Raw genomic sequence first — 26,649 nt, forward strand, 5'->3', positions numbered from 1 at the left:
CTGATGACCACCAGCCCTGACCCGCAGGCCGTGCGGGCCGCCGTCGCCCCGCTGATGCCGCGCGCGCTGGACGACCTGCGCACGCTCGTGGCCATCCCGTCCGTCGCGGACGAGCGCCTGTACCCGCGGGCCGAGTGCGAGCGGGCGGCGCAGTGGGTGGTGGACGCGTTCCGCGCCGAGGGCATCGACGACGCCCGCCGGGAACGCACCCCGGACGGCTCGGACGTCGTGGTGGGGTACCGGCCGGGTCCGCCCGGCGCGCCGACGGTGCTCCTGTACGCGCACTACGACGTGCAGCCGCCGCTCGACGACGCGGCGTGGACGACGCCCCCGTTCGAGCTGACGGAACGGGACGGCCGGCTCTACGGCCGGGGGGCCGCCGACTGCAAGGGGAACGTCGTCACCCACCTCACGGCGCTGCGGGCGCTGCGCTCGCTGGTGGGCGACGACCTGCCGGTGGGCGTGCGGATCGTGATCGAGGGCTCGGAGGAGCAGGGCACGGGCGGCCTGGACCGTTGGGTCGAGGACCACCCGGGCGCCCTCGCGGCCGACGCCATGCTGGTGCAGGACACCGGCAACGCGCGGCTCGGCCTGCCGACGCTCACCGTGTCGCTGCGTGGCGCCACGACGGTCGTGCTGCACGTCGAGGCCCTCGAGGGGGAGATCCACTCCGGCATGTTCGGCGGGGCCGCGCCCGACGCCCTCGCCGCCCTGGTCGCGATCCTGGCCACCCTGCGCGACGCCGAGGGGAACACGACGATCGACGGTGTGGACACGACGGGCACGTGGCCCGGCGTGCCGTACGACGCCGAGGCCTTCCGCGCCGACGCGGGCGCGCTCCCCGGCACCACCCTGCTGGGCGACGGCGCGGTCGCCGACATGCTGTGGGCCCGGCCGGCCCTGACGATCCTCGGCATCGACGCGCCGTCGGTCGTCGGCTCGGCGGCCGCGATCCAGCCGCGGGCCGCCGCCCGGCTCAACCTGCGGGTGCCGCCCGGCGCCGACGCGCAGGACCTCCAGGACAAGCTGGTCGCCCACCTCGAGGCGCACGCGCCGTGGGGCGTGCGCGTGACCGTGGAGCGCGACGCCGTCGGGCAGCCGTTCGCCGCACGCACGGACGGGCACGTCTTCGAGACGCTGTCCACGGCGCTCGCGGACGCCTACGGGCAGGCCACGGTGACGGCCGGTCAGGGCGGGTCGATCCCGCTGTGCAACATCCTCGCGAGCCAGTACCCCGACGCCGCGATCGTGCTGCTCGGCGTCGAGGAGCCGGCCTGCCTGATCCACGCGCCGAACGAGAGCGTGCACCCGAGCGAGATCGAGCACCTCGCCGTGGGCGAGGCGCTCTTCCTGGCGCGGCTCGGCGGATGACGACCCTCGCCGCGCGCTACGACGCCGTCGTGGTGGGCGGCGGGCACAACGGGCTGACCGCAGCCGCGTACCTGGCCCGCGCCGGGCGCGACGTGCTGGTGCTGGAGCGTCTCGACCACGTGGGCGGTGCGGCCGTGTCCGCGGCGGTGTTCCCCGGCGTGCAGGCGCGCTTGTCGCGCTACTCCTACCTGGTGTCGCTCCTGCCGCCCGTGATCGTGCGCGAGCTGAGGCTGCCGGTGGCGCTGCGTCGCCGGCGCTTCTCGTCGTACACGCCGGTGGGGGACGCGGGGCTGCTCGTCGACACCGCGGACGACGCCGCCACCCGGGCGTCGTTCGCCGCGGTCGGCGCGCCCGCGGCCGACCACGCCGCGTGGGCCGGCTGGTACGCGGCCACCGGCCGCCTCGCCCGCCGGCTGTTCCCCACGCTCACGGAGCCGCTGCGGTCGCGGGCCCAGGCCCGCGCGCTGGTGGACGACGACGCCACGTGGGACGCGCTCGTCGAGCGTCCGCTGGGGGAGGCCCTGCGCGCCCGGTTCGGGTCGGACGTCGTGCGGGGCGTGGTCGCGACCGACGGCCTCATCGGCACCTTCGCGGACCTGGACGAGGCGTCGCTGGTCCAGAACCGCTGCTACCTCTACCACGTGGCCGGGGGCGGCACGGGGGACTGGGACGTCCCGGTGGGCGGTATGGGCGCGGTGTCCGGGGCGCTGCGCGACGCCGCCCTCGCGGCCGGGGCGACGGTCGTCACGCGCGCCGCCGTGACCGCCGTCGACCCGGGCGGCGGCGGCGACGCCCGGATCGTGTGGACCGACGACGACGGCCGCGAGCAGGAGGTCGCGGCGGCCACCGTGCTGTGCGGCGCGGCACCGGACGTCCTCGACGACCTCCTGGCCGCCGGCGGGGCGGCACCCTCCGGCCGGGCGACGCCCGCGCCGCCCGAGGGCGCCCAGCTCAAGGTCAACATGCTGCTGCGCCGGTTGCCGCGGCTGCGCGACGCCGTCGACCCGGTGGCGGCGTTCAGCGGGACGTTGCACGTCAACGAGTCGTTCGACCAGCTCCAGGCCGCGCACGCGGACGCCGCGGCGGGCCGGGTGCCCGCCCTCCCGCCGTGCGAGATCTACTGCCACTCGCTCACCGACCCGTCGATCCTCGGGGACGACCTGCGCGCGTCCGGCGCCCAGACCCTCACGCTCTTCGGCCTGCACATGCCGGCGCGGCTGTTCCGGGCCGACGACCCGGCCGCGCACGACGACGCACGGGAACGGGCCCTGGCCGCGACGCTCGCCTCCCTCGACTCGGTGCTCGCGGAACCCGTCGAGGACGTGCTGCTGCGCGACGCCGCCGGCCGGCCGTGCCTGGAGGCGCGCACCCCCACCGACCTGCAGCGCGACGTCGGGCTGCCGGGCGGCCACATCTTCCACCGGGACCTGTCGTGGCCGTGGGCCGAGGACGACGGCCTGGACCGGCCGGGGTCGTGGGGTGTCGAGACCGTGCACCCGCGGGTGCTGCTCGCCGGGGCGGGCGCGCGGCGCGGCGGGGGAGTGAGCGGTGTCCCCGGCCGCGCCGCGGCGATGGCGGTGCTCGGCGAAGGGCGGCGCTAGCGGATCTCCGCCCGCAGCAGACGCCGCATGCCGACGACGAGGGGCACGCCGATCCACACGAGGCTCGCCGTGCCGAGCTGCGCCCACTGCTCGCCCGTGACGTCCGGCGCGGTCAGCATGCTCATCGCGAGGCTCAGGTCGAGCCAGGTGCCGTGCGCGGCCCACCACGGCGCCAGGCTCGCGACCAGCCCGGACAGCGACGGCAGGACGAGCATGAACCCGAGGTAGGCGACCAGCGCGGGCGCCGACGCCCGGATCAGCACCGCGAACCCGAAGCCGACGGCCAGCGCGACCACGTTGAGCAGCACGGCCCGCCCGGTCTGCTCCAGGGTCAGGTCCCACACGGGGGAGATGCCGCGGAACGCGGACGCGGCGACGGTCCCCCCGGCGGCCGCGACGAGCTCCACGGCGCCGGCGAGCAGCGCCACCGTCACGGCGGCGACGCCCTTCGCGACGACGACCCGCCCGCGCCGGGGGACCAGCGCGAACGTCGTCAGGGCGCTGCGCTGGTTCCACTCGCTCGTCACGGCGAGCACGGCCACCATCGGCAGCACGAGCTGCATCGGGAACGCGATCATGCGCGTGAACGACGCGAAGGTGACCTCGTCGTCGCGCCCCCACACGGTCACGGCCCCCACCACCAGCGCGGCGACGAGCGCGACCGAGATCAGCAGCCAGGCGCCCGCGCGGGTGTCGAGCATCTTGCGCACCTCGACGTCCACGAGGCGGGTCATCGGGATCGTGGCCCTCATGCCGCCGCCCCCTCGGTCAGCGCCGGTGCGGGGTCGCGCTGGTCGTCGGACGTGAGCTCGAGGAACATCTCCTCCAGGCCCGCACCGTCGGCGGGCCGCAGCTCGGTGACCGCGAGCCCTGCGGCGAAGGCCACGCGTCCGGCGGTCGCGAGGTCGGCGTCCGTCGCGACGGCTCCGTCCGCCGTCGGCGCGACCTGGAACCCGGCGTCGCCGAGGGCCGCACCGAGCGCCGCGCCGTCGTCGGAGCGCACGAGCGTCCCGACCCCCGCGAGCAGCTCGCGGGTGGTCCCGGCGGCGACGACGCGGCCGCGGCCGATCATCACGATGTCGTCGGCGATCATCTCGATCTCGGCCAGCAGGTGGCTGGACAGCAGCACCGTGCCGCCGTCGTCCGCGAAGCCGCGCAGGAGGTCGCGCATCCAGCGGATGCCCGCCGGGTCGAGGCCGTTCGCGGGCTCGTCGAGGACGAGCACGTCCGGCGCGCCCAGGAGCGCCGTGGCGATCCCGAGCCGCTGCCGCATGCCCAGGGAGTAGTCGCGCACCCGGCGCCGGCCTTCCGCGCGGGTCAGGCCGACGAGGTCGAGCACCGCGTCCACCCGGGCGGCGGACAGCCCCATCGTGCGCTGGGCCAGCACCAGGGTCTCGCGGCCCGTGCGACCGCCGTGCTGCGCCGACGCGTCGAGCAGCACCCCGACCTCCAGGCCAGGGTTGGGCAGGTCGGCGTAGCGGCGTCCCAGCACGGTCGCGGTGCCCGACGTCGGTGCGGCGAGACCCGTCAGGAGCCGCAGCGTGGTGGACTTCCCCGCGCCGTTCGGTCCGAGGAAGCCGGTGACCCGGCCCGGGCGCGCCGTGAAGGAGACGTCGTCGACGGCCGTGAAGCCGCCGTACCGCTTGGTCAGGGACTCGATGGTGATCACACCAGGACGCTAGCGGCGGCCTCCGGGCGCGTCGTCATCCCTGGGGAGGACCGGCGAGGGCGTGCTCCTGCCGCGCCGCCCAGGCGTAGTCCGGCACGTCGCGCCGCAGCTCGTCGTGCGTGCCGCGCGCGACGACCCTCGCCGTCCCGTCCGCCGTGCCGCCCGCAGCGGCGCCGCCCAGCAGCAGCACCTCGTCGGCGGCCGCCAGCGGGGTGAGGCGGTGCGACGCGAGCACGACCGCCCGCCCGGTGGTGCGCGCGTGCGCCACCAGCGTCGCGACCAGGGCGTCGGCCGTGGCGGCGTCGAGGTGCTCCGCGGGCTCGTCGACCAGCAGCACGCGCGCCGGGGCGAGCAGCGCCCTGGCGACGAGCAGGCGGCGACGCTCGCCGCCGGAGACGTCGGCGCCGTCGGGCCCGAGCATGGCGTCGAGACCGTCCGGCAGCCCTGCGAGCCAGCGGTCGAGGCCGACGGCGGCGAGCGTGCTCCGGGCGTCGTCGGGCGTCACGTCGGGGCGGGCCACCCGAAGGTTCTCCAGCACCGTCGTGCCGAAGAGGTGCCCGTCCTCCGCGACGAACAGCGTGCCGTCCGGCGTGGCGCGGACGTGTCCGGTGCGGGCCGGGAGCAGCCCGGCGGCCGTGAGGAGCAGCGTCGTCTTGCCGACGCCGGACGGGCCGGCGAGCGCGACCACCGCGCCCGGCCGGAGGGTGAGGTCCACGTCGGCCACGACGGCGCGGTCCGCCCATCCCGCGCCGACCCCGTCGAGCTCCAGCAGCGCGTGCGCCCCGTCCGGCGGGGGCGGCGTCTCGGGAGGCCGGGCGCCCGACGGGTCGGGCAGGAGGGCGACCAGGCGGCGGGCGGCCTCGCGCGAACGGCGCAGCTGGACGGCGGCCGCGGGCAGCGTCGAGGTGGCCTCGAAGACGGCGAGCGGCGTGAGGACCACGACCGCCAGCTCGACGGGCGCCAGGGCGCCTGCCGCGACGGCCGGGATGCCGAGCAGCAGCGAGCACAGCACGGCGAGGGTCTGTGCCCCCGCGTCGATGGCCGCGGACGTCCCGGAGATGCGAGCGCCGTCGTGGGTGGAGCGGGTGAGCCGCGCGTCGGCGTCCCGCAGCCCGGCCAGGCGGCCGTCGAGGCGTCCGGCCACACGGAGCTGCTGCCCGTCCTCCAGCACCTCCAGCGCGCGTGCGGTGACCTCCGCCCGCGCCTCGGCGCCCCGCCGCTCGACGGACGCCGCCGCGCGCGAGGCCAGCCACGGCGCCAGCACGCCGGTGAGCAGCAGGCAGCCGAGCAGGGTGAGACCCGCGGCGGGCAGGAACGCGCCCACCAGGACCACGGATCCGAGCCCGACCCCGACCGCCACCCCGGCGGGGATCAGCGCCCGCACGACGACGTCGCCCACCGCGTCCACGTCCGCGCCGACCCGGGCCAGCAGGTCGCCGCGGCGCAGCGCCACCACCCGGGTGACGGGGCCGCGCGCGAGGGCGTCGTAGAGGTTGGCGCGCAGGGCGGCCATGCCGCGCAGCGCCACGTCGTGGGAGGCGAGGCGCTCCAGGTAGCGCAGCACGCCCCGCCCGGTGCCGAACGCGCGCACCGCCACGACCGCGACCGACAGCTGCAGCACCGGGGGCATCTGGGAGGCGCGGGCGATCAGCCACGCCGCCGTGGCGGCCAGCCCCACCGAGAACCCGAGGGCGAGCGTGCCGAGCAGGACCGCCCGCAGCACGCGGGTCCAGCGCACCTCGAGCATCGGCAGCACCCGGCGCAAGGGGTCACGGGACGGCAGAGCCGCCGGCTGCCGGGTGGGCTCGTGGACCGCCAGGTCCCGGCTCATCGGGTCACCACCTCCGCGTCGTCCGCCTCGACCCGTCGAGCGGCGACGTCGACCACCTGGTCGGCGAGCGCCAGCAGGGACGCGCGGTGCGCGACGACGAGCACGGTGCGGCCTGTGTCGCGCCAGGCGCGCACGGTGTCGAGCACCACCTGCTCCCCGCGGGCGTCGAGGTGCGCGGTGGGTTCGTCGAGCACCACCAGCGGCGGGGGAGCAGCGCCGTCCGCTCCGTCGAGCAGGGCGGAGGTGAGGGCGACGCGCTGCCGCTGTCCGACGCTCAGCCCGGTGCCGCCCAAGCCCACGGGGGTGTCCCAGCCGTGCGGCAGCGCGTCGACGACGGCGTCCAGCCCGGTGGTGCGCGCCGCCGCCGCCAGGGCGTCCGCGCCGGTGTCGCGGCCGTCGGTCACGGCGTCGCGCAGGGTCCCGGGCGCGAGGCTGGGGCGCTGCGGCACCCACGTGACCTGCGGCCACCAGGTCGCCGGGTCGACCTCGGCCAGATCGATCGGGGTGGCACCGTCGACATCGACGAGCACCCGGCCCTCGTCGGGGCGCAGCAGCCCGAGCAGCACGAGCGCGGTCGTCGTCTTGCCTGCCCCGCTGGGGCCGCGCAGCGCCACCACCCGGCCGCCGCCGGGGCGGCCGGTGCCGAGCGGGACGCGCGCGGTGAGACCGGCGGGGGCTGTGACGTCGCGGTCACCGGCGCGCACGCCGACGCCGTCGAGCACGAGGGTCGCGCCCGCCAGGGGTGGGGCGGCCACGGTGCCCGCGACCGGCAGCGGCTGGTCGAGGACGGCGAAGGCCCGGTCGGCGGCGGCCAGCCCGTCGGTCGAGGCGTGGAACTCGGCGCCGACGCGGCGCAGCGGCAGGTACACCTCGGGCGCGAGGACGAGGACCGCGATCGCGGGCACGAGGGCGATCATCCCCTCGACCAGGCGCAGGCCGACGCCTACCGCGACGATCGCCACCGAGAGCGTGGTGAGGAGCTCGAGCACCATCCCGGACAGGAACGCGATCCGCAGGGTGCCCATGGTCGCGCGGCGCGACGCGTCGCCGAGGGCGCGCACCCGGGCGCCGGGCCCGATCTCGCGCCCGAAGGCGCGCAGGGTCGGCAGCCCGGCGAGCAGGTCGAGCACCTGCGCCCCCAGCCGCTCGATGGTGCGCAGGCGGCGCTCCGAGGCGCCCGCGGTCATCACCCCCACCAGCCACATGAACAGCGGCACCAGCGGCAGCGTCACCACGCAGATCAACGCGGAGACCCAGTCGAGCCCGAGCACGACGAGCACGAGCGCCGGCGTGAGGATCGCGGTGAGCAGCAGCTGCGGCAGGTACCGCACGAGGTACGGCGCCAGGTCGTCCAGGCCTCGCGTGGCCAGCGTGGCGGTCGCGGCGGACGACTCGCCGGCGGGCCGCGGCCCGAGCGCCACGGTGTGCGCCACGACCTGCTCGCGCAGCTCGGCGACGACGTCGGCAGCTGCCTTCTGCGCGTACCGCTCCTGGGCCCAGGCGATGCCCGCGCGCGCCGCCAGCGCCACGACCAGCAGGCCGAGCCACGGCGTGACGTCGGCGAGCACGAGGGGCGTGCCCGCGCTGCCGGCGGTGACGGCGGGACCGAGGGAGTGCGCGATCGCGAACGCCTGCACGACGACGGCGCCCGCGGCGGCGACGCCGAGCGCGGCGGTCAGGGCGACGTACCACCGCGCCGCGCGGGCGCGGCGCAGCAGGCGCGGGTCGAGAGGCTTCACGGGAGCAGGCTAGGGCTGGGCACGGACGAGGGCGGCCGGTGCGTCAGAACGCCGCCTCCTTGATCTTCTGCCACGACAGCCCGGCGGGGGCGGGGATGTCCTTCGTGGACAGTCGGCGCCGGAACACCCAGTACGTCCACGCCTGGTAGGCGATGACGAGCGGGGTGAGGACCACCGCCACCCAGGACATGACGGTCAGGGTGTACGGCGTGGACGAGGCCTCGGCGACCGTGAGCGGCACCCCGTCCCCGAGGGCGGGGATGACGTCGGGGTACATGGAACCGAAGATCAGCACGACGGCGCTCGCGATGGCCACGGCGGACAGGGTGAACGCCACCCCTTCGCGCCGGGCCCGCGTGGCGACGACAACCCCCACGAGCGCGAGCGCGGCGACCGCCACGGGGACCCACGTCCACGCGACCGAGTAGGCGACCTGCGCCCACACGGCCCACCCGCCGGCCACGACCAGGGCGACGACCGCCAGCGCGGACGCCAGCCGCCCGGCGCGCTCGCGGACCTCGCCGTCGGTCTTGAGCGCGACGAACACGCTGCCGTGCAGCAGGAACAGGACGAGCGTGGTCAGGCCGCCCGCGAGCGCGAACGGGTTGAGCAGCGCCCAGAACCCGCCCACGTACTGGAAGGACTCGTCGAGCAGCAGGCCGCGCACGAGGTTGCCGAACGCCACGCCCCACATGACCGCCGGGACCCACGAGCCGAACTGGATCGCGAGGTCGCAGCGGCGCGCCCAGCGGGCGTCGGCGATCTTGCCGCGGTACTCGAACGCGACACCGCGGGCGACGAGCCCGAGCAGGATGATCAGCAGCGGGATGTAGAAGCCCGAGAACATCGTGGCGTACCACTCCGGGAACGCCGCGAAGGTCGCGCCGCCGGCGGTGAGCAGCCACACCTCGTTGCCGTCCCACACGGGGCCGATCGTGTTGATGAGGACGCGGCGCTCGGAGTCGCGCTGCTCCTTGGTGCCGCGCGGCAGGATCGACAGCAGCATGCCGACGCCGAAGTCGAAGCCCTCGAGCACGAGGTACCCGGTCCACAGCACGGCGATGATGACGAACCAGAGGATCGCGAGGTCCATGGGTCTCCCAGCTCTCGTTCTCGATGCTTGAAAGTGCGGCGCTCAGTACGCGAAGGACAGCGGGCGGTCGGCGTCGTCGTCGGAGCTCTGGGCCTCCGGCGACTCGTCGCGGACCGAGGCGGGCACGCCCTCGATCGTGTACCGGTGCATGAGGCGGTACCAGACGACGGCGAGCAGCGCGTAGACCAGGGTGAGGGCGATCATCGACCCGAGGATCACGCCCCACGGCACGGCCGTGGACACGCCCCGCTCGGTGAGCAGCCGCACCTGGTCGATGCCGGAGGGGTTGGGCGCCACCACCCAGGGTTGCCGCCCGACCTCGGTGAAGATCCACCCGAAGGAGCAGGCGATGAAGGGCATGGGCAGGGCCAGGATGCCGAGCCGTCCGAGCCAGACGTTGTCGCTCACGCGTCCCTTGCGCGTCAGCCAGAGCGCGAGGAGGGCGAGGGCGGCGGAGAAGGCGGCGAACCCGATCATGAGCCGGAACGACCAGTAGGCGACGGCCAGCGGCGGGGTGTAGGTGACGGGGTCGCCCGACGCGGTGGTGTCGCCGTAGCGCTCGGTGTACTGCTCCTGGACGTCGTTGACGCCCGGGAGGAACGACTCCGGGCCGGAGAAGTGGCCGGTGCCCAGGTAGCTGGCGACGCCCGGCACGGTGAGGATGTGGCGCACGCCCTCGCAGCCCTCGTTGAGGTTGCCGATGGACAGGATCGAGAAGGCGGCGCCCTCCTCGCCCTCGCACAGGGCCTCGGCCGACGCCATCTTGCCGGGCTGCTGCTGGAACATGAGCTTGCCCTGGGTGTCGCCGGACCAGATGACGCCGGCCCCGGCGATGAGCATCACCCAGGCGCCGACGACGACGGCGGGCCGGTAGACGTTCCGCGCGGTCTCGACGTGCTCGGCCTTCCGGGTGCGGGCGAGCCGCACCATCCACCAGGCGGCGATGCCGCACACGAAGGTGCCGGCGGTGAGGAAGGCGGCGGTGATGGTGTGCGGGAAGGCGGCCCACAGCGTGCTGTTGGTGAGCACCGCGCCGATGGACTCCATCTCGGCGCGGCCCGTCTCGGCGTTGTAGATCGTGCCGACCGGGTGCTGCATCCAGGAGTTGGCGGCGAGGATGAAGAACGCGGACAGGTTGGTCGCGAGGGCGAACAGCCAGATGGCGGCCAGGTGGACCTTCTTCGAGACGCGGTCCCAGCCGAAGATCCACAGGCCGAGGAAGACGGACTCCACGAAGAAGGCGGCGAGGGCCTCCATCGCGAGGGGAGCACCGAAGACGTCGCCGACGAAGCGGGAGTACTCGCTCCAGGCCATCCCGAACTGGAACTCCTGCCAGATGCCGGTGACGACACCGAGCGCGAAGTTGATCAGCAGGAGCTTGCCGAAGAACTTGGTGAGGCGGAGCCAGCGCTCCTTCTTGGTGACGACCCACGCCGTCTGCATGCCGGCGACCAGGGGCGCGAGGCCGATGGTGAGCGGGACGAAGATGAAGTGGTAGACGGTGGTGATGGCGAACTGCCAGCGGGCCAGTGCGAGGGCGTCCACGGGTTCTCCTGAGGCTCGACCGGGTCGTCTTCCGACGGTAGGACCGCCAGCTCGGAAGCGCACGACCTCGGCGGATTCGGGTGTGGCCTTCGTGACCACCGCCCGGCTGGCGAGGTTCGTGAAGACTTTCACGATCTTGGTCGTGAAGGTCTTCACAAGTCAAGCCGGGTTCGGTCACGGCGCGTCGGACGGCGGCGTGTCACGCGGCGGGTCGCGCAGGGTGCGATACTGGTCCGAAGCCGTCCGGGCCCACATCCCGGGCCGGCCCACGAGCTCGCAGCACTCGCGATCCGCACGCGATGCCGCCGCCAGGCACGAGGCCAGGGGGCAGGCGTCCGCGAAGAGCGCGGTGCCGCAGCCGGAACCGAGACTTCCGTCGGCCGGGGCGCTGAGCAGCGCCACCGTCCGACGACGACCACCGGTGGTCCGCACGTGTGGGGGCGGGACCACCGGAGCTGGAGCGCCTTCCGTGACGTCCGACAACCCGACCGACGCCGCAGCCCGCAAGCCCGCTCGTCGCCGCGCGACCCGCGCCGCCGCCGCCCCGAAGGGCCCGGCGGCGGAGCAGCCGGCCTCCGCGAGCACGCCGGCGGAGCCTGCCCCGGCCGGTCCCGGCTCCTCGCTGTCCGACCTCGTCCTGCCCGAGCGGGCCGCGGCGCGCGACGACGCCCTCACCGGCGGGTCTGCGAGCCTCGACGACATCGTCCTGCCGCAGGGTCCCGGCGGTCGTGCCGACGGTGACGACACCGCGCAGAAGCCCGCCCGCACGCGTCGCCGCGCCACCCGCTCCACCGGCGCCCAGGCGACCGCTGACGTGCCCGCGCGCACCGAGACGCCGGCCGAGGCGGTCGTCGAGACCGCTCCCGAGCCCGAGCAGGCGCCTGCCGCCAAGGGCCGCGGCCGCGCCACGGGCACGACCCGCACGCGCCGGTCCGCCACCGCCAAGTCGGCGGAGGCTGCGTCCACCACCGAACCGACCGCCGAGCCGACTGTCGAGCCGACTGTCGAGCCGACCGCCGAGCCGGTCGGGACGCCCGCACCCGACGCTGCCGAGCCCGCCACGAAGGCTCCCACGAAGCGCGCCTCGCGGTCCGCCAAGGCGAGGTCCGCGAAGGACGCGGACGAGGCGTCCGCGACCGAGGCCCCGGCGAAGACCGCCGCGAAGAAGTCGCCGCGGAAGAAGGCTGCCGCCGCACCGGCCGACGCGACCGCCCCGGAGTCCGCCGCCCCGACGCGCCAGGAGCCGACGGCCCCGCGCTCGCCGGCCGCCACGGGCGGCGGGTCGGTGACCCCCCGTCTCGCGACGACGGCCGTGCTCTTCCAGGCGCCGGACCTGTCGACCGCGCGCCGTTCGCGTCGTGCCCAGGCACCCGCGGGCCCGCCCCGCCCGCACGACGAGGCGGCCACCGCGCCGGAGGCCGTGACCGAGGCCCCCGCCACCGCGCCGTCCGCGCCGTCCGCGCCGTCTGAGGCCGCGTCGAGCGACGCGGCCACCGAGGCCCCGAAGCGTGAGTCGACGCGCTCGCGGTCGCGCCGCGCCACCCGCGCGTCGAAGCCGGCGCAGGCCGAGGAGCGCCCGGAGGCCGCGCAGACGGCTCCGGCCCCCGGCACGGCCACGACCGAGACCCCGCGCGACGCGGAGCCCGCGGTCGAGGACACCGCCGTCGTGCCCGACGTCGCCGCGACCGAGCCCGTCGAGCTCACCGAGGACGAGGCCGCCGCGGTCGAGGAGGTCGGGGTCATCGAGTCCGAGCTCGTCGCCGAGGGCATCGAGCTGGTCGACCTCGGCCCCGAGGACCTGAGCGACGAGGACGGCGAGGAGGACGAGATCCGTCCGCGCCGTCGCCGTCGACGTGGCGGCCGCGGTCGCCGTGGCGGCCGCCGCCCCGAGGACGACACCGAGCCCGGTGAGGGCGACGAGGACTCCGACGACTCGCTGGACTCCGCGGAGTCCGAGGACGGCCGTCGCGACGGTGCCGCCACGCGCCCCGCGGACGAGGACGCCGACGAGCAGGACGACGAGCACGGCGACGAGCACGGTGACGAGCAGGGCGACGACGAGGGCGGGGACTCGGCGTCGAGCCGTCGCCGCCGCCGTCGCCGCCGCGGCACCCGCGCGGAGCGGGCCGAGGCCGCGGTGGCACGGACGCGCGACCGCGACGAGGTCACCGCGCTCAAGGGCTCCACCCGGCTCGAGGCGAAGCGTCAGCGCCGCCGCGAGGGCCGCGACGCCGGCCGCCGCCGCCAGATCATCACGGAGGCCGAGTTCCTCGCGCGCCGCGAGTCGGTGACGCGGTCGATGGTCGTGCGCGAGCGCGACGGCCGCACGCAGATCGCCGTGCTCGAGGACGGCGTGCTCGTGGAGCACTACGTCTCGCAGCAGTCGCAGGCGTCGATGGTGGGCAACGTCTACCTCGGCCGCGTGCAGAACGTGCTGCCCAGCATGGAGGCGGCGTTCGTCGACGTCGGCAAGGGGCGCAACGCCGTCCTGTACGCCGGTGAGGTGAACTGGGACGCGGCCGGGCTCGAGGGTCAGCCGCGCCGCATCGAGGAGGCCCTGAAGTCGGGCGACTCCGTCCTCGTGCAGGTCACCAAGGACCCGATCGGTCACAAGGGCGCCCGCCTGACCTCGCAGGTCACGCTCGCCGGCCGCTACCTGGTCTTCGTGCCCGGCGGTGGCATGACCGGCATCAGCCGCAAGCTGCCCGACACCGAGCGCAGCCGGCTCAAGAAGATCCTGCGGGACGTCGTGCCTGACGGCGCGGGCGTCATCGTGCGCACGGCCGCCGAGGGTGCGAGCGAGGCCGAGCTGCGCGCCGACGTCGAGCGCCTGGAGGCGCAGTGGGCCGCGATCCAGAAGAAGTCGGCCTCGGCCAGCGCCCCCGCCTTGCTGCAGGGGGAGCCCGACCTGGCGATCCGCGTGGTCCGTGACATCTTCAACGACGACTTCTCGTCGCTGCAGATCCAGGGCCAGGGCGCGTGGGACGAGATCGCGCAGTACGTCGAGGAGCTTGCTCCCGACCTGCGCGACCGGGTCACGAAGTGGACCGAGAACACCGACGTGTTCGCGGTGCACCGCGTGGACGAGCAGCTTTCCAAGGGCATGGACCGCAAGGTCTGGCTGCCGTCCGGCGGGTCGCTCGTCATCGACCGCACCGAGGCGATGACGGTCATCGACGTCAACACCGGCAAGTTCACCGGCGCGGGCGGCACCCTCGAGGAGACCGTCACCCGGAACAACCTGGAGGCGGCCGAGGAGATCGTGCGCCAGCTGCGGCTGCGCGACATCGGCGGCATCGTCGTCATCGACTTCATCGACATGGTGCTCGAGTCGAACCGCGACCTGGTGCTGCGCCGGCTGGTCGAGTGCCTCGGCCGCGACCGCACCAAGCACCAGGTGGCGGAGGTCACCTCGCTCGGGCTGGTGCAGATGACTCGCAAGCGCGTGGGCCAGGGCCTGGTCGAGGCGTTCTCCGAGACCTGCGAGCACTGCAAGGGCCGTGGGTTCATCGTGCACAGCGAGCCGATCGAGAAGGGTGCCCCGCACCAGCACGCCGAGGGTGACCAGGGCGAGGGCTCCACGCGCTCGCGCCGGAAGCGCGGCGGCAAGCAGGCGGAGGCCGTGGCGCCCAGCCCGGCGGCCGAGGTGCCTACCTTGCCCGAGGACCGGTCCGAGGCCCGCGAGGCCGTCAAGGCCACGCTCGCCACGATCGCTGCCGCGGCGGCGCACGCGCACGAGCACGAGCACGAGGCCAAGGACGGCGGCGCGTCCGTCGTCGTGGCCGACGCCGCCGTGCCGGTCGCCGCTCCGGCGGCGCCCGCGACGCCGGTGACCCCCGTCGCGCCCGAGACGCTCATCGAGCTGCCTGAGCGCAAGCCGGAGCCCGTCGCGGGCGACGGTGCGGAGCCTGCCACCGAGGTCCCGTCGGCGAAGCCGGCGCGCAAGGCGCCCCGGCGCGCGCGCAAAGGAGCAGGAGCCCCCAAGGCTGCTGAGCCGGCTGCTGGGGAAGCTGCGGCCCAGGGAGTGACGGGCGCCGAGTGACGCGCCGCGTGACCGTGTCGCGGTCGAGGTGAAGGGCCCGGGGCCGATGTCCACGACATCGGCCCCGGGCCCTTCGCTCGTCCGTCCCTCGTCCGTCCCTCGTCCGGCCCTGTCCGGCCCTCGTCCGGCCCTCGTCCGGCCCTGTCCGGCCCTCGTCCGGCCCTCGGCGGGCCGCGCGTGCCATGCTCGGGCCATGGACGGGACCACGGGGCGGCTCGAGGTGATCGCCGGCCCGATGTTCGCCGGCAAGACGGAGGAGCTGGTGCGCCGCGTGCACCGGGCGCAGGTCGCGCGCCGGGGCGTGCTCGTCGTGGCGCACGAGCTGGACACACGCAGCGGCGCCGGGCGGGTCGCGTCCCACTCGGGGCTCGAGGTGCCCTCCAGCAGCGTCCGCGAGGCCGCGCAGATCCCGTCGCTCGTCGGGGACGACATCGAGCTGGTGGCGGTCGACGAGGCGCAGTTCTTCGGGCCGGACCTCGTGGACGTGGTGACGGCGCTGGCCGACGCGGGACGTGTGGTGGTGGTGGCGGGCTTGTCGGTGACGTTCGACGGGCGCGCCTTCGCGCCGCTGCCCGAGCTGATGGCGGTGGCCGAGTCGGTCACCAAGCTCACGGCGGTGTGCGCCGTGTGCGGGCGGGACGCGGCGTTCCACGTCCGGCGGACCGAGGCGGCCCCCGCGGACGACCCGTTGGCGCCGGCCTCCGGGCACGTGGGCGGCACCGAGTCCTACGAGGCGCGGTGCCGCGTGCACCGCGCCGGCGGCCTCGCGGCTCAGTAGCCGCGCAGGCTGCGGCGCATCGGGCAGTCGAAGGGGTCGCGGGCGGCCAGGCCGACCCGGTTGAGGTAGCCGACGACGATCGCGTAGGACCGCGCGAGGCTCGTCTCCGTGTACGGCAGGCCGTGCGTCGCGCAGTGCTCGCGCACCAGCAGCCGGGCCTGGGCCAGGTGCGGCCGGGGCATGCTCGGGAACAGGTGGTGCTCGATCTGGTGGTTGAGACCGCCCATGAGGGCGCTCATCCAGGCCCCGCCGCGGATGTTGCGCGAGGTGAGCACCTGCTTGGACAGGAAGTCCAGGCGGCTGCCCTCGGGGATGATCGCCATGCCCTTGTGGTTGGGCGCGAACGACGCGCCCATGTAGACGCCGAAGACGGCGAGCTGCACGCCGAGGAAGGCGAACGCCATCCCGACAGGGAGCCACCAGAAGACGACAGCCGTGCCGACCAGGAGCCGCGCGCCGATCGTCAGGAGCTCGCGCACCCGTGCGCCTCGGTCCTCGGCGGTGCCGTGCCGCAGCGAGCGCACGGACGTCACGTGCAGGTTGAGGCCCTCCAGGGTGAGGAGGGGGAAGAACAGCCAGCCCTGGTACCGGGTGATCAGCGCGAGGAACCCACGGTGCTCGCTGGCCCCCTCCTCGGTGAACACGATGGTGTCGTTCGCGATGTCGGGGTCCTTGCCCACGTGGTTCGGGTTGGCGTGGTGGCGCGTGTGCTTCGACATCCACCAGGAGTAGCTGATGCCCACCACGGCGTTGGCGATCAGCCGCCCGACGCGGTCGTTGACGGGGCCGGTCGCGAAGATCTGTCGGTGCGCGGCCTCGTGCGCGAGGAACGCGAACTGCGTGAGGATCACGCCGAGCGCCCCGGCGACCAGGAGCTGGAACCACGAGTCACCGAGCAGGACGAACCCGGCGGCAGCCGCGGCGACGGCCAGCGTGAGCAGGATGCCCGTGCGCAGGTAGTAGCCGTACGTGCGGCGCAGGAGCCCGGCCTCGCGTACGGCGCGCGACAGCGCGCTGTACGAGCTGGTGTGCGCGGCGCCGGAGAGGCGGGTGGCCGAAGGGGTGTCGTCGACGGTGGCTGTGGTCATACGGGCCTCGCAGGGGTCGAGGTCGACTTCCCAGCCGAGGTGGTGAGCGGTCGCTCGGTGTGCGGATGCCTCGAGCCTACGGGACCGTAGGTTCGGGGCAAGGGGGCTGTCCCCCCAGTGCGCGGACCCGGGCGAGGATCAGGTCCGCGGTGGCGGCGTCCGCTGCTGCGACGATGCCTCGCCCGCCGCGGACGGGGCCTCCGTCGAGGTCGGTGACGACGCACCCGGCCGCCTCGCACAGCGCGACGCCGGGCAGGAAGTGCACGCTGCCGTCGACGCCGGCGCCGGTCACGTACGCGGCCTGCCGCCCTGCCGCCACCCAGGCGAGCGCGAGCGAGGTGGAGGCCACGCGCACCGCGAACGACTCGCGCAGGGCCGTGTCCGCGACGAGCGCGGGCGCCTGGCCGCCGTTGTCGACGTCGATGTTGATCAGCCGCGTCACCGGGTCGGGGGAGAGGCCCTCGTGGGCGGTTGCGCCGGGGCCTTGCCGCCAGGCGCGGGTGCCGTCGGTCCACAGCACCTCCCCGGTGAGGGGGTCGGCGACCGCCGCGGCGAGGACCCGCTCACCGTCGCGCTCGGCGAGCGCCACGTTGACGCCGAAGGCCGGCACGCCGGCGGCGAAGTTGAGGGTGCCGCACAGCGGGTCGACGTACCACCGTCGGGGCGCGTCCCCGCCGGAGGTGCCGAGCTCCTCGCCGACGACGGCGTCGTCCGACCGCGCTGCCGCCAGCACCGCGCGGACCGCCCGCTCCGCCGCGACGTCGGTGTCGGTCGCGAAGTCGAGCCCGGACTTCGCGTGCCGGGTCACGGGCTGCCGGAAGGCGGCGGCGACCTCCGCCGCGCCGGCGAGGGCGGCCGACACCGCGACCTGGGCGTCGGTCGGTTCGGGGCGGGGTGCGGGGACGGCCGTCGCCGTGGTGCGTGCCACCGCCGCATCCTGGCACGGCGCGCAGACCGCGCACACCGCCCGACGTGGCCTTGTACCGGCGGAGTACCGGCGGAGTACCGGTGGAGAACCGGCGGACGGGGAGCGCGACCTCAGTCCTCGACCAGGGGCACGAACGAGTAGGTGCCGTGCTCGGACGTGCGCACGGTGCCGTCGTCGTCGCGCGTGACGAGCACCATCACGTGCCGCACGGGGATCACCATGCGGCCGCCGCGGGCGACCTGGTCCACGAGCGCACCGGGCAGGTGGGTGGCCGCCGCGGACACCAGCACCCGGTCCCAGCCGCCTGGTCGTGGAGCCCCCAGCACGCCGGGGGTGGCGCGCACGACGCGGGCCCAGCCCATCCCGGTGCGGCGGACGTTCGCCGCCCCGCGGGCCGCCAGATCGGCGTGCCGCTCCACCCCCAGCACCGCGCCGTCCGGCCCGACGAGCCGGGCCAGGAGAGCCGTCGTCCAGCCCGAGCCGGAGCCGACGTCCAGCACGTGCGCCCCGGGCGGCACGGCGAGAAGCCGGAGCATGGCCGCGACGGTCGACGGCTGCGAGCAGGTCTGGCCGCGGCCGATGTCGATCGGGTGGTCCGCGGCGGCCCAGCGCACGGCGCGGCGGGGCAGGAAGCCGCGGCGGTCGACGTCGCGCAGCGCGTCCGCCACCGCGTCCGCGACGCCGCCTGCGCCCGTGGGCAGCTCGGTGGGCCCCGTTCGTCCGGCCATCTGTCCATCGTCGCCCCTCGTGGCGAGCGACACCGGCCGGGGTCACGATCGACGTAGCGCCGGCCCGTCGCCGGCCCTGAGATCGGAGGACGACATGGCAGGGACGGTCGCACGCATCACGGAGATCACCGCACGGTCGGACACGAGCTTCGAGGACGCGATCCGCGTCGGCCTCGACCGGGCCGGACAGACGGTCCGCCACATCACCGGTGCATGGGTCAAGGAGCAGAAGGTCGAGGTGTCCGACGGCAGTATCGTGGCCTGGCAGGTGGACCTGCAGGTGACCTTCGTCCTCGAGGACTGATCCCCGGCTCGCTGCTCGGCCCGCTGCCCCAGCCCGCTGCCACGCACCGCCGGGACGGCCCGCGGTGGGCGACGTCACTGCGGGTGTCCGCGCAGGAGGTTTGAACCCTTCGGTTCCCTCGCGTAGTCTTGGACGTCGGCACGCCCTCGGTGTGCCAGTCCCGTGTGCCCATGACGCACCGCACTCGACCGCCGCGGCGGGCCGAGTTGCAGACCAAGTCGGTGATGAACGTCGTGCGGCATGCCCAGACCAGGAGAGATGAGCAGCAACGTGGTTTACGCGATCGTCAAGGCCGGTGGCCGTCAGGAGAAGGTGTCCGTCGGGGACATCGTCGTCATGGACCGAGTCAAGGCCCAGGCCGGTGACACGGTGGAGCTGCCCGCTCTGCTTCTGGTGGACGGGGAGAAGGTGACCACCGACGCCGCGAAGCTGGCGAAGGTCAAGGTCACGGCTGAGGTCGTGCGGGACGAGAAGGGCCCGAAGATCACGATCCTCAAGTACAAGAACAAGACCGGCTACCGCAAGCGCCAGGGTCACCGCCAGTCGCTGACCCGTCTCAAGGTCACCGGCATCAAGTGACGTCCCGCCGGGCCGAGCGCGCTCGCTCGCTGCACGGCCCGCGGCACTGATTCCCTCGTTCTTCGCAGAAAGCAGGTCTGACAGATGGCACACAAGAAGGGCGCGAGCTCCTCGCGCAACGGCCGTGACTCGAACTCCCAGCGCCTCGGCGTCAAGCGCTACGGCGGCCAGGTCGTCAAGGCCGGCGAGATCATCGTCCGCCAGCGCGGCACGCACTTCCACCCCGGCGAGAACGTCGGCCGTGGCGGCGACGACACGCTGTTCGCGCTGACCGCCGGCTCGGTGGCCTTCGCGACGCGTCGGGGCCGCAAGGTCATCGACATCGTCGCGGCCGAGGTCTGAGCCGCAACACACCTTCTCGACTCCCACCCGAGTCGACGACGAGGGGCGCACCGTCGTGGTGCGCCCCTCGTCGCTTTGCCTGAGAGGATCTGACCATGGCCAGCTTCGTCGATCGCGTGGTGCTGCACGCCGTGGGCGGTGACGGCGGCCACGGCGTCGCGTCCATCCGCCGCGAGAAGTTCAAGCCCCTCGCCGGCCCCGACGGCGGCAACGGTGGCGACGGCGGCACCGTGAAGCTCGTCGTCGACCCCCAGACGACGACGCTGCTCGAGTACCACCACTCGCCCCACCGGCGCGCCACGAACGGCACCCAGGGCATGGGCGACGACCGCGACGGCGCCAACGGCGGCGACCTCGTGCTCGGCGTGCCCGACGGGACGGTCGTCAAGGACCGCGAGGGCAACGTGCTGGCGGACCTCGTGGGCCCCGGCGCGGAGTTCGTCGTCGCGCAGGGCGGCAAGGGCGGACTCGGCAACCGCGCCCTCGCCTCCCCGAAGCGCAAGGCCCCCGGATTCGCCCTGCTCGGTGAGCCGGGCGAGGAGCGGGAGGTCGTCCTCGAGCTCAAGACGATCGCCGACGTCGCGCTCGTCGGCTACCCGAGCGCCGGCAAGTCCTCCCTCGTCGCGGCGATCTCCGCCGCGCGGCCGAAGATCGCCGACTACCCGTTCACCACCCTCGTGCCCAACCTCGGCGTGGTGCAGGCGGGCCAGTCCCGCTTCACCGTCGCCGACGTGCCGGGCCTGATCCCCGGCGCGAGCGAGGGCAAGGGCCTCGGCCTGGAGTTCCTCCGGCACATCGAGCGCACCGCCGTCCTCGTGCACGTGCTCGACTGCGCCACGCTCGAGCCCGGCCGCGACCCGCTGAGCGACCTGGACGTCATCGAGGCCGAGCTGGCCGCCTACTCCGGCGACCTCGGGATCGAGGGCGGCCGGGTGCCGCTCACCGAGCGGCCGCGCCTCGTCGTCCTCAACAAGATCGACGTCCCCGAGGCCCGCGAGCTCGCGGAGCTCGTGCGTCCCGACCTGGAGGCGCGCGGGCTGCGGGTCTTCGAGGTGTCGACCGCGAGCCACGAGGGGCTGCGGCCGCTGACGTTCGCGCTCGGCGAGCTGGTGGAGCGCGCCCGCGCGGCCGCGCCGCCGCCCGAGCCCACGCGGGTCGTGCTGCGTCCGAAGGCGGTCGACGAGGCCGGCTTCACCGTCACGGCGCGGCGCGAGCACGAAGGCGTCTACTACGAGGTGCGCGGGTCCAAGCCCGAGCGCTGGGTGCGGCAGACGGACTTCAACAACGACGAGGCCGTCGGCTTCCTCGCGGACCGGCTCGCCAAGCTCGGTGTCGAGGACCGCCTGCTCAAGGCGGGCGCCGTCGCCGGCGACGAGGTGCGCATCGGCGACCCGACCAACGCCGTCGTCTTCGACTGGGAGCCCACGCTCAGCACCGGCCCCGAGCTGCTCGGCGCGCGCGGCACCGACCTGCGGCTCGACGAGAGCTCCCGCCCGACCCGCGGCGACAAGCGTCGCGAGCACCAGGAGCGCATGGACGCCAAGACGGAGGCCCGACGCGAGCTGTGGACCGAGCGCCAGTCGGGTCACTGGACGGACCCGGACGACGCCTGACCGCGCCGAGAGCGAGAATGCGCGGGTGAACGCCGCCACCTCCCGCGCCAGCCTGCCGGACGCCCACCGCGTCGTCGTCAAGATCGGGTCGTCCTCGCTCACGGGACCGGACGGGCGTCTCGACCTCACGGCCCTGCGTGCGCTGGTCGAGGTGCTCGCGGCGCGCGTGGCGGACGGCGGCCAGGTCGTCCTCGTCTCCTCGGGGGCGATCGCGGCCGGCATCGGCCCGCTCGGCCTGAGCGCCAGGCCGCGCGACGTCGCGACCATGCAGGCCGCCGCCATGCTCGGGCAGGGGCAGCTCGTGGCGCGCTACACGGAGGCGTTCGCGGCGCACGGCCTGCAGATGGGCCAGGTGCTGCTCACCGCGGAGGACACGGTGCGGCGTTCGCGGTACCGCAACGCGCAACGGTCGCTCGAGCGGCTGCTCGCGCTGGGCGTCGTGCCGGTCGTGAACGAGAACGACGCCGTGACGACGGACGAGCTCACCTTCGGTGACAACGACCGCCTCGCGGCGCTGGTGTCGCACCTGGTGCGCGCCGACGCGATGGTGCTCCTCACGGACGTCGACGGCCTGCACGACGCCCCGCCGTCGCGCCCCGGTGCCCGGCGCATCCCGCACGTGGCCGACCTGGCCGATCTGGACGGGGTCGAGGTCACCGCGCGCGGCAGCGCCGTCGGCACGGGCGGGATGGTCACCAAGCTCGAGTCCGCACGGATCGCGACCGGGGCGGGCGTGCCGGTGGTGCTGACCAGCGCGGTGCACGTCGCCGCCGCGCTGGCCGGCGAGGACGTCGGCACGTTCTTCGAGGTGACCGGGCGTCGCACGACGGCGCGGAGGCTGTGGATCGCGCACGCCGCCCAGTCCCACGGCCGACTGCACCTCGACGCCGGCGCCGCCCGCGCCGTGCTGGGCGGGCGGGCGTCGCTCCTGCCGGCGGGCGTCACCCGGGTGGAGGGGACGTTCGAGGCCGGCGACCCGGTCGAGCTGGTCGGGCCCGACGGCGTCGTGCTCGCGCGCGGCCTCGTCGCGTTCGACTCGAGCGAGCTGCCCGGGCTGCTCGGCCGTTCCACGTTCGACCTGCGCGCCGCCCTCGGGGAGGGGTACGACCGCGAGATCGTGCACCGCGACGACCTCGTGCTGGAGCACCGCCCGACCCGCGGGCGATGAGTTCGGCGCCGACGCGGCGTCGACAGGGGAGCGGCGCGCACCGGTGCGTGCCCCCGGCCCCAGGAGGCTCCCATGCGTCGACCGCACCGCGCCCGTGCCCACCACCGCACAGCCACCGTCACCACGACGGTGATCGCCGCCGTCACCGCCGCCGTCACCTCGACGGCGCTCGCCCTGGTGGGTCTCGCCGCCGCCCCGGCGACGGCGACGCCCCGCCCCGAGCCGACCACCGCACCGGCTCCGGCCCCGCCGACCGAGTACTCGGGTGAGCTCGCGGGCGCCCGCTACCGCGTCCTGGTCCCGCAGGAGTGGAACGGCACCCTGGTGCTGTTCAGCCACGGGCACTACCCGTCGGAGTTCTTCGGCGGCTTCCCCGCGCCGCACGTGCTCGGCAACCAGCAGCTGAGCGAGAAGACGCTCACCGACCACGGGTACGCCGTGGCGGCCTCGCTCTTCCAGAACGACGGCCTGGACTTCACGGTGCCGACGGCGGTCGCCGACCAGTCGCGCCTCCTGGACTGGTTCTCCGCGCACGTCAGGGAGCCGGCCCGCACCATCACGTACGGCCAGTCGATGGGCGCCCTGACGGCGGTCAAGCACGCCGAGGTCGAGCCCGACCGGATCGACGGCGTGCTCACCGTGGGCGGCGTCATCGACTGGGTGGGCCAGCTCGACGCCATCCTGGACATGAACATCGCGACGCGTGAGCTGCTCACCGACGGCACCGACGCCCACGGGAAGCCGATCGAGCTCGTCCACGCCGCAGACCCGCAGGCCAGCCGCGACGCGCTGGTCGCCGCGCTCGCCGCGGCGGCGGAGACGCCGCAGGGCCGTGCCCGGATCTCCCTGATCGCCTCCCTCAACACCGTGACCGGCTGGTACGAGATGAACGAGCCGCGCCCCGAGGGCGTGGAGGCGTGGGCCCGGGGTCAGGCACAGTGGCTGATCGGCGCCTACACGATGGGGCTGGGCCCGACCGCCCGCGTCCACCTCGAGACGACGCTCGGCGGCAACCCGAGCAGCACCGACCTGACGCGGCTGCGGACCCGGCTCGCGCGGTCGGGCGACGCCGGGGGCGTGCGGGCGGCCTACGCGGCCGCCGGCCTGGACCTGGGTGCGGACCTCGCCGCCCTGGAAGCAGCCACCCCGATCGTGGCGGACGCGTCCGCCCGGGCGGCGATGGTGGCCCACCGTCCCGAGGGCACGACGCCGTCGCCCGTGCTGACCCTGCACACCACGGGCGACGGCGGGGCGCCGCCGTCGGGCGAGCGGTCCTTCGCGCAGCGGGTGCGCGCCGTGGGCGACCCCGCACGGCTGCGGAGCCTGTACGTCGATCGCGGGGCGCACCTGTCGGTCAACCTCGGTGAGGAGCTGGTGGCGCTGCGCACGCTGGAGCGCCGGATCGACACGGGACGGTGGCCGTCGCTCGCCCCGCGGCTGCTCGACCGCGCCGCGAACGCCCTCGGCCCGGACTACCGGGCCACGTTCGAGGTCGTCACGCTGCAGACCTTCGACCACGCACCCGCCTTCACGCACTTCGTGCCCCCGCGCGCGCCGCGTCCCTCCTGGTGAGAGGGGGCTGCTGCCGCGCGGCGCGGCGTCGTACGCTCGGGAGATGACCACGACCCTCTCCGAGCAGGCCGCCGGCAGCGACCAGGGCACCGACGTCACGGGCGCGGTGCACGACGTCGCGCGGCGGGCCAAGGTGGCGTCGCGCACGCTCGCGACCGCGACCCGCGCGACGAAGGACGCCGCGCTGCGCGGCCTCGCCGCCGCCCTCGAGGACGCCGCCGACCGCATCGTGGCCGCCAACGCGGACGACCTGGCTCGTGGCCGCGAGCGGGGCCTCGCCGACGGGCTGCTCGACCGCCTGGCGCTCGACCCGCAGCGCGTGGGGGCCATCGCCGACGCGCTGCGCGAGCTCGCCGGCCTGCCCGACCCGGTCGGTGAGGTCGTGCGCGGCCAGACGCTCCCGAACGGCCTCCGGCTGCGCCAGCTGCGGGTGCCCATGGGTGTGGTCGGGATGATCTACGAGGCACGGCCCAACGTGACCGTCGACGCGGCCGGCCTCGCCCTGAAGTCCGGGAACGCCGTGATCCTGCGCGGCGGCAGTGCGGCGGCGGCGTCCAACGCGGTGATCGTCGACGTGCTGCGCGCGGCGCTGGAGGCGCAGGGGCTGCCCGCCGACCTCGTCCAGACCATCGACGCGCACGGCCGCCCCGGCGGCGTCGCCCTCATGCAGGCGCGCGGGCTGGTGGACGTGCTCGTGCCGCGCGGCGGTGCGGACCTCATCCGCACCGTCGTCGAGTCGTCGACGGTGCCGGTGATCGAGACGGGCGTCGGCAACGTGCACGTCTACGTGGACGCGTCGGCGGACGTCGCGTCCGCCGTCGAGATCGTCATGAACGCCAAGACGCAGCGGGTGGGGGTCTGCAACGCGGCGGAGACGCTTCTCGTTCACGCCGACGCCGCGGTGGCCTTCCTGCCCGCGGCGCTCGCCGCCCTCGGTGGGGCAGGCGTGGTGCTGCACGGCGACGACCGCGTCGTGGCGCTCGCGCCGGAGTCGGTCGAGGTGCTCCCCGCGACGGACGCCGACTGGGCGACGGAGTACCTGGCCCTGGAGCTCGCCGTGCGCGTCGTCGACTCGCTCGACGACGCGATCGACCACATCCGGACCTGGTCGTCCGGGCACACCGAGGCGATCCTCACCCGCGACCTGGCCGCGTCCGAGCGGTTCGTCGCGGAGGTGGACTCGGCCGCCGTGATGGTGAACGCGTCGACGCGGTTCACGGACGGCGGCCAGCTCGGCCTCGGCGCCGAGATCGGCATCTCGACCCAGAAGCTGCACGCCCGTGGGCCCATGGGGCTGGCGGAGCTGACGACCACCAAGTGGGTGGTGCACGGGGACGGGCACGTCCGGCCCTGACCTTCGTGCCGACGCCCGTCCGCACCGCCCGCGCCGCGTGAGAGACTGGGCCCCGATCGCACCTGCCGCACCCACGACGCACAGGAGGAACCCGTGCTGCACACCGCCGTTCAGGTGGCCCAGGAGGCCACCGAGCACGCCGAGACGATCCCCCCGATCGCGATGGGTCTCCTCGCGTTCGGTGGCCTGGTCGTCGCGCTCTTGGTGACGTACGCCTTCCGCAACGTGTCCAACCGCCACTGACGAGCGCCGTCCGGCCAGCGTGAACGAGCCGTCGTCGCAGCCGCGCCGTCCGCGCCTGGGCGTGATGGGTGGCACCTTCGACCCCATCCACCACGGGCACCTGGTCGCCGCCTCCGAGGCGGCGGCGCTGCTGGATCTCGACGAGGTCGTCTTCGTCCCCACCGGCAAGCCGACCTTCAAGCAGCACCAGCGCGTCTCGCCGGCGGAGCACCGTTACCTCATGACGGTGATCGCGACGGCGTCGAACCCGCGCTTCACCGTGAGCCGCGTGGACATCGACCGGCCGGGGCTCACGTACACCGTCGACACGCTCCGGGACCTGCGCGAGGAGCGCCCCGACGCCGACCTGTTCTTCATCAGCGGCGCGGACGCGATCGAGCAGATCCTCACCTGGAAGGATGCCGCGCACCTGTGGGAGATGGCACACTTCGTCGCTGTCACGCGGCCGGGGCACCAGCTCACCGTGGACGGCCTGCCCCACGACGGGGTCACGACGCTGGAGGTCCCGGCGCTGGCGATCTCGTCGAGCGACTGCCGTCGCAGGGCGCAGGCCGGTCAACCAGTGTGGTACCTGGTGCCGGACGGCGTGGTCCAGTACATCGCCAAGCACGGTCTGTATCGAGGTCTCGATGAGTGACAACACCCCGTCCCGCCCGCTGACACGCCGCGAGATCCGCGAGCGGGAGCAGGCTGCAGCCGCCGCAGCAGCGCAGAGCGCCGCCGCACCGGCACCGGCCGCCCCGCACCCGGCAGGTGCCGACTACGGACGTCCTGCCGCGCCCTCCCCGTTCGGCGCGCCCGCCGGGGCCGCGGGCGCCCCGCCCGCGTCCCGGTTCGCCACGGGCCCCGCGACCAGCGCGCCGTCGCGTCGCTCGCTGCGCGAGCAGAGCCCCGCGGCTCCCGCCCCGTCGCCGGCGCCCATGGTGCGCCCCCCGTCGGCGTCGGCGGGAGTGCGAGGGCTGGACGAGACGGGACGGCTCGCGCCGATCCAGCGGCCCACCGGCGAGATGTCGCGCGCGGTCGCGCCCGCACCGGCGCCGCGGCCCGCCGCGCCGGGCGGC

Annotated in this window: 22 protein-coding genes and 1 pseudogene; 14 read left to right on the top strand and 9 right to left on the bottom strand. The window is 75.0% G+C overall.

Annotated features, from left to right (window positions below):
- The first annotated feature begins 3 nt into the window (after positions 1-3).
- Together ACWGKI_RS07195 and ACWGKI_RS07200 are read left to right on the top strand one after the other, a co-directional pair.
- The gene (locus tag ACWGKI_RS07195; protein WP_452185850.1) at positions 4-1,371 is read left to right on the top strand and encodes a M20/M25/M40 family metallo-hydrolase; all 1,368 of its coding nucleotides are present in this window, start codon (positions 4-6) and stop codon (positions 1,369-1,371) included.
- Positions 1,368-2,972, top strand: a complete 1,605-nt coding sequence (locus ACWGKI_RS07200) for a phytoene desaturase family protein (protein ID WP_380244105.1) — start codon at positions 1,368-1,370, stop codon at positions 2,970-2,972. The genes ACWGKI_RS07195 and ACWGKI_RS07200 overlap by 4 nt, the downstream gene beginning before the upstream one ends.
- Here ACWGKI_RS07200 and ACWGKI_RS07205 read toward each other — a convergent pair.
- From ACWGKI_RS07205 to ACWGKI_RS07230, 6 genes are read right to left on the bottom strand one after another with little or no spacing between them, the layout of a single operon-like run.
- Entirely contained in the window at positions 2,969-3,724 is a 756-nt protein-coding gene (locus ACWGKI_RS07205; RefSeq protein WP_380244106.1) for an ABC transporter permease, read from the bottom strand. The two genes, ACWGKI_RS07200 and ACWGKI_RS07205, sit on opposite strands and share 4 nt — an antisense overlap.
- The gene (locus ACWGKI_RS07210; protein WP_452185856.1) at positions 3,721-4,641 is read right to left on the bottom strand and encodes an ABC transporter ATP-binding protein; all 921 of its coding nucleotides are present in this window, start codon (positions 4,639-4,641) and stop codon (positions 3,721-3,723) included. Before ACWGKI_RS07210 ends, ACWGKI_RS07205 begins: the two co-directional genes overlap by 4 nt.
- Positions 4,642-4,675: 34 nt before the next feature.
- Entirely contained in the window at positions 4,676-6,472 is a 1,797-nt protein-coding gene (cydC, locus tag ACWGKI_RS07215; RefSeq protein WP_452185858.1) for a thiol reductant ABC exporter subunit CydC, read from the bottom strand.
- On the bottom strand, positions 6,469-8,211 hold the full coding sequence (gene cydD, locus ACWGKI_RS07220; protein WP_452185860.1) for a thiol reductant ABC exporter subunit CydD: 1,743 nt from the start codon (positions 8,209-8,211) through the stop codon (positions 6,469-6,471). The genes cydC and cydD overlap by 4 nt, the downstream gene beginning before the upstream one ends.
- A gap of 43 nt (positions 8,212-8,254) precedes the next feature.
- Positions 8,255-9,304 (bottom strand): cytochrome d ubiquinol oxidase subunit II, encoded by a 1,050-nt coding sequence (gene cydB / locus ACWGKI_RS07225; protein ID WP_380244110.1) that lies wholly within the window; start codon positions 9,302-9,304, stop codon positions 8,255-8,257.
- Positions 9,305-9,346: 42 nt separating this feature from the next.
- Positions 9,347-10,849 (bottom strand): cytochrome ubiquinol oxidase subunit I, encoded by a 1,503-nt coding sequence (locus tag ACWGKI_RS07230; RefSeq protein ID WP_380244111.1) that lies wholly within the window; start codon positions 10,847-10,849, stop codon positions 9,347-9,349.
- Positions 10,850-11,318: 469 nt separating this feature from the next.
- Here ACWGKI_RS07230 and ACWGKI_RS07235 point away from each other — a divergent pair, with 469 nt between their 5' ends.
- The gene (locus tag ACWGKI_RS07235) at positions 11,319-14,891 is read left to right on the top strand and encodes an Rne/Rng family ribonuclease (protein ID WP_452185862.1); all 3,573 of its coding nucleotides are present in this window, start codon (positions 11,319-11,321) and stop codon (positions 14,889-14,891) included.
- A 193-nt stretch (positions 14,892-15,084) separates the two neighbouring features.
- Positions 15,085-15,669, top strand: a complete 585-nt coding sequence (locus ACWGKI_RS07240; protein WP_380244912.1) for a thymidine kinase — start codon at positions 15,085-15,087, stop codon at positions 15,667-15,669.
- Here ACWGKI_RS07240 and ACWGKI_RS07245 read toward each other — a convergent pair.
- The 3 genes from ACWGKI_RS07245 to ACWGKI_RS07255 form a co-directional block, all read right to left on the bottom strand.
- On the bottom strand, positions 15,663-16,757 hold the full coding sequence (locus ACWGKI_RS07245; RefSeq protein WP_380244911.1) for a fatty acid desaturase family protein: 1,095 nt from the start codon (positions 16,755-16,757) through the stop codon (positions 15,663-15,665). The genes ACWGKI_RS07240 and ACWGKI_RS07245 overlap by 7 nt on opposite strands.
- A gap of 76 nt (positions 16,758-16,833) precedes the next feature.
- On the bottom strand, positions 16,834-17,685 hold the full coding sequence (locus ACWGKI_RS07250) for an inositol monophosphatase family protein (RefSeq protein WP_452185865.1): 852 nt from the start codon (positions 17,683-17,685) through the stop codon (positions 16,834-16,836).
- A gap of 110 nt (positions 17,686-17,795) precedes the next feature.
- Positions 17,796-18,413 (bottom strand): protein-L-isoaspartate O-methyltransferase family protein, encoded by a 618-nt coding sequence (locus ACWGKI_RS07255; protein ID WP_452185867.1) that lies wholly within the window; start codon positions 18,411-18,413, stop codon positions 17,796-17,798.
- Between the two features lie 94 nt (positions 18,414-18,507).
- Between ACWGKI_RS07255 and ACWGKI_RS07260 the strand changes: the two genes are divergently transcribed.
- From ACWGKI_RS07260 to ACWGKI_RS07305, 10 genes and pseudogenes are all read left to right on the top strand, one after another.
- The gene (locus ACWGKI_RS07260) at positions 18,508-18,717 is read left to right on the top strand and encodes a dodecin family protein (protein ID WP_380244907.1); all 210 of its coding nucleotides are present in this window, start codon (positions 18,508-18,510) and stop codon (positions 18,715-18,717) included.
- Between the two features lie 270 nt (positions 18,718-18,987).
- Positions 18,988-19,296 carry a 50S ribosomal protein L21 gene (gene rplU, locus ACWGKI_RS07265; protein WP_176168869.1) on the top strand — a complete coding sequence of 103 codons (309 nt, stop codon included), beginning with the start codon at positions 18,988-18,990 and terminating at the stop codon, positions 19,294-19,296.
- A gap of 84 nt (positions 19,297-19,380) precedes the next feature.
- Entirely contained in the window at positions 19,381-19,638 is a 258-nt protein-coding gene (gene rpmA, locus ACWGKI_RS07270; protein ID WP_079574743.1) for a 50S ribosomal protein L27, read from the top strand.
- 95 nt (positions 19,639-19,733) lie between these two features.
- A complete protein-coding gene (gene obgE, locus ACWGKI_RS07275) occupies positions 19,734-21,251 on the top strand; it encodes a GTPase ObgE (protein WP_380244961.1) in 1,518 nt (505 codons plus the stop codon).
- A gap of 25 nt (positions 21,252-21,276) precedes the next feature.
- A complete protein-coding gene (gene proB, locus ACWGKI_RS07280) occupies positions 21,277-22,419 on the top strand; it encodes a glutamate 5-kinase (protein WP_452185869.1) in 1,143 nt (380 codons plus the stop codon).
- 72 nt (positions 22,420-22,491) lie between these two features.
- Complete coding sequence (locus ACWGKI_RS07285) at positions 22,492-23,991, top strand: alpha/beta hydrolase family protein (RefSeq protein WP_452185872.1); 1,500 nt, start codon at positions 22,492-22,494, stop codon at positions 23,989-23,991.
- 43 nt (positions 23,992-24,034) lie between these two features.
- Positions 24,035-25,345, top strand: a complete 1,311-nt coding sequence (locus ACWGKI_RS07290) for a glutamate-5-semialdehyde dehydrogenase (protein ID WP_380244958.1) — start codon at positions 24,035-24,037, stop codon at positions 25,343-25,345.
- A gap of 93 nt (positions 25,346-25,438) precedes the next feature.
- A complete protein-coding gene (locus ACWGKI_RS07295; RefSeq protein WP_380244957.1) occupies positions 25,439-25,588 on the top strand; it encodes a hypothetical protein in 150 nt (49 codons plus the stop codon).
- 19 nt (positions 25,589-25,607) lie between these two features.
- Positions 25,608-26,225: a nicotinate-nucleotide adenylyltransferase gene (nadD, locus tag ACWGKI_RS07300; RefSeq protein ID WP_380244956.1), complete on the top strand. Its 618-nt coding sequence runs from the start codon at positions 25,608-25,610 to the stop codon at positions 26,223-26,225.
- Positions 26,218-26,649 (top strand): annotated as a pseudogene (locus ACWGKI_RS07305) (hypothetical protein); the annotation flags it as partial. The gene nadD and the pseudogene ACWGKI_RS07305, both read left to right, overlap by 8 nt.

This window comes from Isoptericola sp. NPDC055881 (genome assembly GCF_053615895.1).